The 11,689-nt window shown below is 36.2% G+C and carries 8 protein-coding genes; 2 read left to right on the top strand and 6 right to left on the bottom strand.

Annotated elements, in window-relative coordinates; genetic code table 11:
• Positions 1-228 precede the first annotated feature (228 nt).
• The 3 genes from FFWV33_RS12810 to FFWV33_RS12800 all read right to left on the bottom strand — a co-directional run bounded on the left by FFWV33_RS12810 (position 229) and on the right by FFWV33_RS12800 (position 6,255).
• Positions 229-2,244, bottom strand: coding sequence for a protein-disulfide reductase DsbD family protein (locus FFWV33_RS12810; protein ID WP_108741271.1), 2,016 nt, complete (start codon positions 2,242-2,244; stop codon positions 229-231).
• Positions 2,244-3,554, bottom strand: a complete 1,311-nt coding sequence (gene tilS, locus FFWV33_RS12805; RefSeq protein WP_108741270.1) for a tRNA lysidine(34) synthetase TilS — start codon at positions 3,552-3,554, stop codon at positions 2,244-2,246. Before tilS ends, FFWV33_RS12810 begins: the two co-directional genes overlap by 1 nt.
• Before the next feature lie 1,414 nt (positions 3,555-4,968).
• On the bottom strand, positions 4,969-6,255 hold the full coding sequence (locus FFWV33_RS12800; protein WP_108741269.1) for an anthranilate synthase component I family protein: 1,287 nt from the start codon (positions 6,253-6,255) through the stop codon (positions 4,969-4,971).
• Positions 6,256-6,432: 177 nt separating this feature from the next.
• Between FFWV33_RS12800 and FFWV33_RS12795 the strand changes: the two genes are divergently transcribed.
• Positions 6,433-7,326: a DUF4349 domain-containing protein gene (locus tag FFWV33_RS12795; protein ID WP_108742545.1), complete on the top strand. Its 894-nt coding sequence runs from the start codon at positions 6,433-6,435 to the stop codon at positions 7,324-7,326.
• A 59-nt stretch (positions 7,327-7,385) separates the two neighbouring features.
• On the opposite strand, the gene FFWV33_RS12790 is transcribed toward FFWV33_RS12795, so the two are convergent.
• The 3 genes from FFWV33_RS12790 to FFWV33_RS12780 all read right to left on the bottom strand — a co-directional run bounded on the left by FFWV33_RS12790 (position 7,386) and on the right by FFWV33_RS12780 (position 10,274).
• Entirely contained in the window at positions 7,386-7,928 is a 543-nt protein-coding gene (locus FFWV33_RS12790; RefSeq protein WP_108741268.1) for a lipocalin family protein, read from the bottom strand.
• Positions 7,929-8,074: 146 nt separating this feature from the next.
• The gene (lpdA, locus tag FFWV33_RS12785) at positions 8,075-9,478 is read right to left on the bottom strand and encodes a dihydrolipoyl dehydrogenase (protein ID WP_108741267.1); all 1,404 of its coding nucleotides are present in this window, start codon (positions 9,476-9,478) and stop codon (positions 8,075-8,077) included.
• A gap of 187 nt (positions 9,479-9,665) precedes the next feature.
• A complete protein-coding gene (locus FFWV33_RS12780; protein ID WP_108741266.1) occupies positions 9,666-10,274 on the bottom strand; it encodes an alpha-ketoglutarate-dependent dioxygenase AlkB family protein in 609 nt (202 codons plus the stop codon).
• Positions 10,275-10,700: 426 nt separating this feature from the next.
• On the opposite strand from FFWV33_RS12780, the gene FFWV33_RS12775 reads away from it, so the two are divergent.
• Entirely contained in the window at positions 10,701-11,582 is an 882-nt protein-coding gene (locus FFWV33_RS12775; RefSeq protein WP_108741265.1) for an NAD(P)-dependent oxidoreductase, read from the top strand.
• The last annotated feature ends 107 nt before the right edge of the window (positions 11,583-11,689 follow it).

Below are 11,689 nucleotides of genomic sequence, written 5' to 3'. Positions count from 1 at the left end.
AAGAGGAATAATACCAATACTATTTATAAAACAGACCTATTGTCAGTTCGAGCGCAGTCGAGAACCACTATTGCATCTCGACTGCGCTTGATGAGACAAAAATTAGATTGAACTATATTGTACTTGTGTTTGTTATAAATCAAAAAACTAGTCTTTCAGTAAAACAAAAAACCTCATTTTACATCCATAAAACGAGGTTTTTCTATATATTTTATTTTTTGCAATTGCTTAAAATCCAGCTATTCCAATGTTAAGCCAATTTTCATAAACATCAATCCCAACATAACTTATGGTTGGTTGTGCCGTATTCAGACTGTTCCCTTCTAAGTCTGTCAAAACATATAAGGGTTGCGTGTTGGTTTTGTAGCGTGAAATCATAAAATCGGTCCACTTCTCTCCTACTGTTTCTATTTCGTTACCTGTCGTTTTTGAAATGGTTTGCTCGCTTTTTGGTAATTTTATTTGTTCATCCACGTAAAGCGAAATCAAAACTACCTTATCTTTCAAAATAGATAACACTTTGGGGTCAGACCATACATTGTTTTCCATTTTTCTACAATTCACACAAGCATGGCCAGTGAAATCAAGTAAAATTGGTTTGTTTACTGTTTTGGCATAAGCCAATCCTTTGTCATAATCTTCAAAAATTGTCAAGCCATGAACACCAATTTTTGCACCATCAGGCGCTGCAATTCCATTGGCTGTTCCTGAACCTCCAACTCCATGTGGACTTTCACTGTATTCCAATGGCGGAATAAAAGCACTGGTCAATTTTAAAGGTGCTCCCCATAATCCCGGAATTAAATAAATGGTAAAGGTCAGAATCAATATTCCCATCATCGCTCTTCCTACCGAAATATGAGTCATTGGACTATCGTGTGGCATTGAAATTTTACCAAATAGATAAAGTGCCAACACTCCAAAAATGGCGATCCAAATTGCTAGAAACACTTCTCTTTCCAATAAATGCAATTGTAAAACCAAATCAGCATTCGATAAAAATTTAAAGGCTAAAGCCAATTCTAAAAATCCTAAAAATACTTTTACGGTATTCAACCAACCACCTGATTTTGGAAGCGATTGCAAGAATCCAGGAAACAAAGCAAAAAACATAAAAGGCAAAGCCATTGCTAACGAAAACCCAAACATACCAATTACAGGAGCGATCCCGCCCTTGGAAGCTGCTTCCACCAACAAGGTTCCCACGATTGGGCCCGTACAAGAGAACGAAACAATAGCCAAAGCCAAAGCCATGAATAAAATCCCAATAATTCCGCCACGATCAGCTTGCGAATCTACTTTGTTTGCCCATGAATTGGGTAAAACAATCTCAAAAGCACCCAAAAAGGACACTGCAAAGAAAACCAATAATACAAAGAAAATAATATTAAACCATACATTGGTTGACAAGGCATTCAACGCTCCTGCTCCAAAAATGGTTGTTACCACCAATCCCAAAACAACATAAATCACAATGATTGAGATTCCGTAAAAAATGGCATTTCGAATTCCGGCCGCTCTTGTTTTACTTTGTTTGGTAAAAAAACTAACCGTCATAGGAATCAACGGGAAAACACAGGGCGTTAACAAAGCAGCAAAACCAGATATAAAAGCGATGAAGAATATAGACCAAAGTCCTTTTTTCTCTTCTTTATCATTAATCGCAATGCTTTTGGTTACCGACTCTTGAATGTTCGATTCCATTACATTAGCCTCACCTAAGCTTGGCGCAAGCGTATCTGCACTCACAGCGTCTAGCACTGGTTTTTCAATCGTACTGCTACCATTTAAAGTACTGCCAGGAATAGAAAAACTAAACTTTTTCTCCTGATTGATGCATACGTCTTTACACACTTGATAGTTTAAAACAGCATCAATCGTCGCTAATTTTGCGTTTACGATTTTAATTTCTTGCTGTATTTGCGCCTTCCCTTCAAAAAATGTTTCATTGACTTCAAAAATATCGTTGAAAGCCGTACGTGTTTTACTTTCTTTCGCTTTCCCAACTAAGGTATAATTGCCTTTTTGATTTTTAAATTCCAATTCCAAAGGTAGCGGTCCACCATCTGGTGTAAACTGCGAGTATAGGTGCCAGTCTTTTTCGATCACCGCGGTAAAAGTCAGAACATAACTGTCATCTGATTTTTTCTCGAGGGACGATTTCCATTTAGCAGGATCTAAAATTTGTGCATTTACATTGGCAAAAGCCAAAATAGTCAGTAATAAAAAGTATATCTTCTTCATTATACCAATTGAATATTTAATAATTTTAATGTTTGTTTGCGTACTTTAAAACGCTCATCTGCCCTTTTGCCTACAATCCAAACGACTGTATCTCCAGACCAGAGCACCCAAGTAGCTTCTTTTTCGAGTAAAGACATTTTTTCGTCTTTAAAAAATTTACTCAGCTTTTTTGACTTTCCGCCCATACCTAAGGGTTGAAAATCATCACCTTCGATCCATTTTTTTAAAACCAACGGAAAAACCAACTTTTCAGCGTCCACAAATATACTCGTATTTGAAGGATCTGTAATCGAATCCACCTCTTTCAAGGTCAGTTTTAAGGGAAGATTAACGTCTTGCTCCTCTTTGTGTACCAAAAATGAAAGGTTAGCATCCTCCTTAACAATTGGACTCAAAATTAACTGCTCTCTATCTTTGATCAACCGAAAATCAGACGAGTAAATTTGTTTTCCTGACAAGCTATCTACCAATTCATAAATATCGTCCCAAGAAGTAAAACCAAAATCTTTCAGCCACTGATATAAGTACGCTTTGTAATTTGGTAATTTCAACAACTGCTTTAAATCGATATAAAACACTTCATCATCCTGACGAACAACTTGTTGATACACCATCGTTGAAGCATCTTCTACCATTTCGGAGGCGTCTTGCAAATACGACTGTGTTTTTTGAAACGCTTCCATAAACTGCGGATTAAGCGATTTTAAAAGCGGTACCAAATGGTGGCGAATCTTATTTCGAACATATTTATCTGAGGCATTACTACTGTCTTCACGCCACTGCAAGCCTTCATTTTGCGCATATTCCAAAATATCTTGACGAGTTAAAGACAACATAGGACGCACGATTTCGCCGTTTTGCTCAGGAATACCGGTAAACCCATCTAAACCTGTACCTCTGGATAAATTAATAAGGAAAGTTTCGATATTGTCATCTGCATGGTGCGCGGTGAGGATATAATCATAGCCTTCTTCTTGTAACACTTCATAAAACCAGTTGTAACGCAACTCGCGAGCAGCCACTTGAGTCGAAAGTTTGTAATCATTTGCAAAAGCAGTTGTATCAAATTGTGTCAAAAAAAACGGAATCGCATGTTCCTCGGCATATTCTTGTACGAAATTTTGATCTCCAAAACTCTCCAAACCACGAAGTTGAAAATTGCAATGCGCAATTGCAATTTCGAATTTAGCCTTTCGAAATAAATCGACCATCACCATACTGTCCAGTCCGCCGCTTGTAGCCAACAATAGTTTTTTATTTTCTAAAAACGAAAACCTTGCTTGCAACTGCTTTTTAAAACGTTCTATCATTTTGATTTATTTTTTAAGTACTAAATATTTAGTTTAAAACTCTATTAATCTTGATTTGCCTTTTCATTTATATTATTTAGTCTTCGACCAGCTCAGACGGACAGACGATAAAAATAAATAGACATTCTATCTATTCAAATTTCAATTTAAAACTTTGTCTCGCTGAGCTTGTCGAAGTGCTCGGCACGTGAATCAGAAATATAAAAAGTCTTCGACAAGCTCAGACTTACATACGATGAAAAAAAAAGACATTCTTCCTTTTCAAATTTCAATTTAAAACTTTGTCTCGCTGAGCTTGTCGAAGCGCTCGGCACCTTAATCAGCAATATAAAAAGTCTTCGACAAGCTCAGACTGACACACGATGAAAATAAATAGACATTCTTCCTATTCAAATTTCAATTAAAACTTTGTCTCGCTGAGCTTGTCGAAGCGATCGGCACGTTAATCAGCACTATAAAAAGTCTTCGACAAGCTCAGACTGACATACGATGAAAATAAATAGACATTCTTCCTATTCAAATTTCAATTAAAACTTTGTCTCACTGAGCTTGTCGAAGCGCTCGTTAAAACACTAAACTAAAAAAGTCTTCGACAAGCTCAGATTGGCAGACGATGAAAATAGATTAACATCTTACCCACTTTACTTTCAATTTAAAACTTTGTCTCGCTGAGCTTGTCGAAGCGCTCGGCACGTGAATCATCAATACAATAAGTCTTCGACAGGCTCAGACGGACAGACGATGAAAATACATTAACGTTGTATCTACTTTACTTTCAATTCAAAACTTTGTCTCGCTGAGCTTGTCGAAGCGCTCGGCACGTTAACCAGCAATACGAAAAGTCTTCGACAGGCTCAGACGGACATACGATGAAATTAGATTAACTTTCTACCTATTCAAATTTCAATTAAAACTTTGTCTCTCTGAGCTTGTCGAAGCGCTCGGCACGTGAATCAACAATACAAAAAGTCTTCGACAGGCTCAGACTGACAGACGATAAAAATAAATAGACATTCTTCCTATTCAAATTTCAATTTAAAACTTTGTCTCGCTGAGCTTGTCGAAGCGCTCGGCACCTTAATCAGCAATATAAAAAGTCTTCGACAAGCTCAGACTGACACACGATGAAAATAAATTAACATTCTACCTACTCTAATTTCAATTTAAAACTTTGTCTCGCTGAGCTTGTCGAAACGCTCGTTACAACAATCAATTATACAAAAAGTCTTCGACAGGCTCAGACTGACAGACGATGAAAATAAATCAAAATTCTACCTACTCTAATTTCAATTTAAAACTTTGTCTCGCTGAGCTTGTCGAAGCGCTCGGCACGTTAATCAACAATATAATAAGCCTTCGACAAGCTCAGACTGACATTCGTCAAAACCAAATTAATAAGATTACAGCACGTTTTTCACTCCAAAACCTGTCGCATTGCTTTGGCTTTTAGCAAACATTCTTCGTATTCATTTTCGGCAATTGACATCGCCGTGATAGCACTCCCAACCGAAAAAGAAACATATTCCTTTTCTTGATTGTACAAGATGCTTCGGATTACAACATTAAAATCAAAATCACCTGTGGGACTAAAGTAGCCTACTGCACCACTGTATAAACCTCTTTTGGTTTCTTCCAACTCTTCGATTATATTCATAGCCGAAATCTTGGGCGCTCCTGTCATGCTTCCCATTGGAAAACTATTTCTAATCACATCTATTACAGAATGTTTACTATCTATAATTGAAGTAACGGTTGAAATCATTTGGTGTACTTGCAAAAAGGTTTTTATTTCGCATAAAGCCTTCACTTGTACTGAGCCACGCTGTGCAGTATGCGATAAATCATTCCGCACCAAGTCGGTGATCATGATGTTTTCTGCTCGCTCTTTTGGGTTGGATGCCAATTCTGCTTTCGAGCGTTCGTCTTCTTCAGGATCTTCAAAGCGCTTTGCTGTACCTTTGATGGGTTGCGAAATTATCTGTTCCCCCACCTTTTTTAAGTAGCGTTCAGGCGAAGCAGAAAGCAAATACTGTTTATGGTTTTTGAAGAAAACAGAAAAAGGTGGTTTCGAAATTTCGTTTAACTTCAAATAGGTCTCCAACGGACTTATTTGAACATTCTCTGCATAAAATTCCATGCAGAAATTAGCCTCGTACACTTGTCCGTGATGAATTTTTTCCAGCAAAACTTTCGCCTTTTTAAGGTAGTCATCTTTTGAAATTCGCTGTTTAATATCCAACGACCGCTCATCAAGACTAGACCACAAAGGTGTATTTGTAATTTCTAAAAAGTCATCTTCAAGTTCATCATCACAAAAGTGTAAGTACTGCATCTCGACTGCATCTCCTTTAATCAAGAAAAGCTTTTTGGGTTGATAGAAATACAAATCAGGAAAATCCACTCCATCAAAATTAGCGGACTTTAAATCCTCTGTATCATTTTTCAAATCATACGACAAATACCCAAACAACCAATCTTGTGTAGTTTGTTGGTATTGCTTTAAATCTTCAAAAGCATTATGGTAATCTGTTTTTAGTGAAGTAAAGGCGTCAACTGCCAATACACAGTCATAAGTAGCATACTCTTGCGGATAATCATTACTATCTAAAAAGGTGATTTCGCGAAATTGCTGCGACCAGGTTAGCAATTGTTTTTTAAACAATTTTATATCACTTAGGGGCTTATTTACTATTAATCTCAATTGATTTTTGCTTTAAAACTCAAAATTACAACAAAAAAAATCGCTTCTCAAATTCGAACCTACAAAAAACTAGTACTTAAAAAGAATCCTATTCGAATACAATACTATTATTCGAAAGTTAAAAAATGTGGTATGACTTTTGAATCAGAAAAATCCGAACCCTTAAAACGCATTTCCATGAAAAAAACATTAGGAATAACATTGCTTATTGCCTTTACTTTCAGTCTTTTCAGTAGTTGTAAAAAAGGAGAAGCCAACGAAGAAGTTGCTGCTCTCACTTCTGATGCTTCTACCATCTCTTCCTCTGCCGCTGTAGAAAAACCAGGGAGCAATCGAAAATTCATTCGTACAGCCGATTTAAAATTTAAAGTCAAAAATGTAGCAAAATCTACTTATGCCATTGAAAACATCACCAACCATTTTGACGGTTTTGTGATTTACACCAATTTACAAAGTAACATAATTGAACAAGTTGATACTAAAATAAGTCAAGACAGCACCCTTGAAACTACTCGTTACAATGTCGAAAATAATATCACCATTAGAGTACCCAACAAAAAGTTGGATACGGTACTAAAATCAATTGCTAAAGAAATCAAATTTCTAGACTATCGTGTTATTAAAGCTGATGACGTTTCCTTGCAATCCATTTCGAACACTCTAGCCGAAAATAGAGCAGCAAAAACAGAAAAAAGAATCGAAAAAGCGATTGACACAAAAGGTAAAAAACTAACAGACATTACTACTGCCGAAGCAACACTAACGGATAAAGAAGCCCAAAAAGACAACTCTAAACTAGAAAATTTGGCTTTAGAGGATAAAATTAATTTTAGTACGCTTACCATACAACTGTACCAAAACGAAACAGTGCAACAAGAAATGAATGCTACTACCAAAGATTACGAATACTACAAACCCAATCTAGGCATGCGCGTGATTGATGCCTTGCAATCAGGCTGGTACATGTTATTGAACCTCATCGTATTTTTATTTGAAATTTGGTGGTTACTCCTGCTTGCAACTGGCGGGGTGTTTGTCTACAAAAAATGCTTTCAGAAAAAGCAATCTTAATCAAAAAGCAAAACCGACTTTCAATTGAAGTCGGTTTTTTTATGATTAATATTAAGCAATTATTTAGTGTGTTGTACCCAAATTAAATCTGCTGTATTATAACCTATTTCCTCTGCAATTTTCATGTACTCTGAAGTAATTTCTAACGGAATTGATTTTTCACGTGACAATATCCATAAGTTATCTAGGCTATCTCCTGCAATTAGCGCATATTTATAATCTTCATCAATTGCAATCACATTATACCCTGCATAAAATGGTCCGAAGAAAGAAACCTTAAGCATGGCAACATTCTCATTGCCTACAAACTTGGCTTTTCCTGTACTTTTTTTCCATTTATCCTTCTCCACATCGTACCCTTTGTTTACGACCTTGATTTTACCACTTTTCATTAAAGAATATTCTGCGGTAGTATTATTTAAGCCCTCTTCAAATTTAAAATCAAGTCGGGCAATTTCGTACCATTTACCTAAATACTTACTTTTATCAAAATCTTGAACTGCTTTCGCTTTGTCTGGAATCGTTTTTTTACTAGAACATGAACTAAGAATAACTCCTACTCCAACTAATGCTAGTGCACCAACTATATGTCTCTTTTTCATAATGCTTAATTTTTTTATAAAAGTATGAAAAACATAAAGTTACTGTCTTACAGAATTAATAACGAGATTTACAATATTATTTTTGAGCATAAAAAAACCGCCAAATTTAAAATCTGGCGGTTTTACTTTATTGGTATGGTCTAAAACTATACGTGTAATGCTCTGTTATCTGTCGCTGCTAGTGCTGCTTCTTTGATTGCTTCTGCAAACGTAGGGTGTGCATGTGACATTCTTGAAATATCTTCGGCAGATGCTTTGTATTCCATTGCAACAACTGCTTCGGCAATTAAATCTGCAGTTCTTGCACCAATCATGTGTACACCAAGAACCTCATCTGTTTTTGCATCGGCAAGAATTTTTACAAATCCGTCCAAATCAGCACTTGCTCTCGCACGACCTAACGCTTTGAAAGGGAAACTTCCTGATTTGTATGCTATTCCAGCAGCTTTCAATTGCTCTTCTGTTTGTCCTACAGCTGCAACTTCTGGCCATGTGTACACAACACCTGGGATTAAGTTGTAGTCGATATGTGGTTTTTGACCTGCAATCAACTCAGCAACCATAGTACCTTCTTCTTCTGCTTTGTGTGCTAACATTGCTCCACGAACAACATCACCGATAGCGTAGATATTAGGAATATTAGTTTGTAAATGATCGTTTACCTCAACTTGACCTCTGTCAGCCATTTTTACTCCTGCATTTTCAACTTTCAATCCGTCAGTATAAGGACGACGCCCTACAGCAACCAAAGCGTAATCTCCTTCAAGAGTGATTGTTTCGCCTTTTGCATTTTCTGCTTGAACAGTAACTGCATCACCAGCTCTTTCTACCGATTTCACTTTGTGAGAAACGTAGAATTTCATTCCTTGTTTTTTCAACACTTTTGTCAATTCTTTCGATAAAGAACTGTCCATTCCTGGAATAATACGGTCCATATACTCCACTACAGAAACTTGCGCTCCTAAACGTAAGTATACTTGCCCTAACTCGATACCAATAACTCCACCACCAATGATGATAAGGTGTTTAGGAACTTCTGGTAACTTCAACGCTTCTGTCGAAGTGATGATTCTTTCTTTGTCAAGAGTGATAAATGGCAAAGATGACGGTTTTGAACCCGTTGCAATGATTATATTTTTTGCTTCGATTGTTTCAGATGTACCGTCTGCTTTTGCAACAGCAACATGCGTAGCGTCTACAAAAGATCCCATACCTTCAAAAACCGTAATTTTATTTTTGTCCATAAGGTATTTAACACCTCCAGATGTTTGATCAACAACCGCTTGCTTACGAGCAATCATTTTCTCTAAATTCACTTTTACCTCACCCGAAAGTTCGATTCCGTGATCCTCAAAGTGCTTAATTTCAGCATAATGATGAGAGGATGCCAACAATGCTTTTGATGGAATACATCCCACATTTAGGCAAGTACCGCCCAAAGCAGAATATTTTTCGATAATAGCTGTGTTAAATCCTAACTGTGCACAACGAATAGCTGATACATATCCGCCTGGTCCAGAACCAATGATGACTACGTCAAATGAACTCATAGTATATTATTTATAGTGTGTAATATTATTTGTGGATACAAAATTAAGGAATTAAGATTTGTTTAAACTTTAAACTTCAATGTTTTTTGTTAAGAAAATTAGTGAAAGATGTTATATGTTAAGGGTTAGGATAAATACCCTATTTCATTTTATAAAAGTTCTAAAGATATAAGGTCTAACCCTTAGCTTACTTCATAATTGTTCTAAAAGTCAAATTGATTCTGGGTTTCGATACTTTTTTAGTGGGTGGTAATCGATGCAACCAGTGTGTTTGTGTTTCGTCTTTCATCACTAACAGACTCCCATTTTCTAATATAATCGAAACTGTCTCTTTGGTATCCTTATGTTTGAAAGCAAACTTGCGGGTCGCACCAAAACTCAAAGATGCAATAGCACCGTTCTTCTTTAAATCCTTTTCACCATCACTGTGCCATGTCATTCCTTCTTCTCCTGAATGGTACAAATTGAGCAAACATGAATTATAACTTTCTCCTGTTTTTTGCTCTACTCGTGCTTTTAATTCTAGTAAAGCGGGTGTCCAAAGCATTGCTTTTTTCGTTCGGTTCGAATAAGTATATTCAAATTCTTGATCGCCGTACCAAGCTACTTTACGTTTGGTCACAATCAGTTTGCCCATAATTATAGCTTCATCGTGCTTCCACTCTATTTCACTTAATAAAACGGACATAAAATGATTGGCTTCTTCTTGCGAAAACAGAAAACCGTAATAATTTACGGTGCCGGCTTGGGGTAAGAGATTGTGGTTTGGGTCTAAGTCTGGGGTAAATAAGTCCATGTAAAAGTTTTAGATTAACAAAGATTATGTTTTTTTTTTAAAACAAAATAAGACATAAAAGCTTTTTTTGTTAACTGTTTTTAGAATGAAGAATAATTGAAGATCATAATAAGCTTTATCACTAAAAAACAACCAAAACAATGAGAGTTCAATCGACCCAATTTGTTATTATAAACGAATATCTATTTACATATTGTATGTCATAATCACTTTGTGAAAGAAAATCACATGGAAACTTGATAAATATTTTTCTTCAAAATTAGAATGCAATACTATCGGATATTTGAGAACGATGTTTTAAAAATCTTTTATATTTTTTTTAACAAATAAGGTCTTAGTTGGAACAATAACGAGATTGAAGAGTTTTGTTAAATGCAAACAGATGTATATCTTTGCACTAACAAATAGAATTTAAATAACTTATATATGAAAAAACCTACTATCGGATTCATCGGCTTAGGTCTTATGGGTGCAAACATGGTTGAAAACTTACAAACAAGAGGTTTCGAACTAATAGTAATGGACCTTAATAAGGATGCTGTTGCAACTGTTATAGCTCGTGGTAATGCTACTGCGGCAACATCACCAAAAGAATTAGCTGAAAAGAGCGATATCGTAATGCTTGCCTTAACGACTTCTGCAGTTGTAGAAAAAGTTGTTTATGGCGAAGAGGGGATTATTGCAGGAATCAAAGAGGGTGCTGTTTTGGTCGATTTTGGAACTTCGATTCCAGCTTCTACACGCAAAATAGGTAAAGATCTTGCCGAAAAAGGAGTTGGAATGATTGACGCTCCGCTTGGTCGTACACCAGCTCATGCCAAAGACGGTTTGCTTAACATCATGGCAGGTGGAGACAAAGAAACTTTTGATAAAGTAAAACCAGTTCTTGACGTACAAGGTGAAAACGTATTCCATTTAGGACCTTTAGGTGCGGGACATACAACCAAACTGATAAATAACTTTATGGGAATGACAACTGTAGTTGCTATGTCACAGGCTTTCGCAGCAGCGAAACTTTCCGGTGTAGATGGACAACAATTGTTTGATATCATGTCTGCTGGACCATCAAATTCGCCTTTCATGAAATTTTGTAAAAACTATGCTGTCGATAACGTAAGTGATTTAGGATTTTCTATTGCTAACGCTAATAAAGACTTAGGCTATTTTGTTCAAATGATGAACGACCTTGGTACAACTTCTCAAATTGCCGAAGCTACTTCTGCTAACCTTCAAGCTGCTGTTGCTGCTGATATGGGTGCTGAAAATGTTCCTGTAATATTTGATTACTTTACAGAATTGAAAAAATAATTGGTGTCTTTATTTTTTAAATAAAATTCTTGCACACCTCTTCATTGTATTTTCTGCTTTTTTAAAACGCTGATATAGTACAGATAAATTTTGGTTATGATTCATGA

Source organism: Flavobacterium faecale, assembly GCF_003076455.1.
Lineage (GTDB): Bacteria > Bacteroidota > Bacteroidia > Flavobacteriales > Flavobacteriaceae > Flavobacterium > Flavobacterium faecale.
Note: the sequence above shows the minus strand (reverse complement) of the source record. Positions and strands in the feature narration are given on the sequence as shown.

What these genes read in the sequence shown, in the direction of transcription:
- FFWV33_RS12810 (WP_108741271.1), bottom strand. Translation starts at nt 2,244, where the DNA reads ATGAAGAAGATATACTTTTTATTACTGACTATTTTGGCTTTTGCCAAT.
- tilS (WP_108741270.1), bottom strand. Translation starts at nt 3,554, where the DNA reads ATGATAGAACGTTTTAAAAAGCAGTTGCAAGCAAGGTTTTCGTTTTTA.
- FFWV33_RS12795 (WP_108742545.1), top strand. Translation starts at nt 6,433, where the DNA reads ATGAAAAAAACATTAGGAATAACATTGCTTATTGCCTTTACTTTCAGT.
- FFWV33_RS12790 (WP_108741268.1), bottom strand. Translation starts at nt 7,928, where the DNA reads ATGAAAAAGAGACATATAGTTGGTGCACTAGCATTAGTTGGAGTAGGA.
- lpdA (WP_108741267.1), bottom strand. Translation starts at nt 9,478, where the DNA reads ATGAGTTCATTTGACGTAGTCATCATTGGTTCTGGACCAGGCGGATAT.
- FFWV33_RS12780 (WP_108741266.1), bottom strand. Translation starts at nt 10,274, where the DNA reads ATGGACTTATTTACCCCAGACTTAGACCCAAACCACAATCTCTTACCC.
- FFWV33_RS12775 (WP_108741265.1), top strand. Translation starts at nt 10,701, where the DNA reads ATGAAAAAACCTACTATCGGATTCATCGGCTTAGGTCTTATGGGTGCA.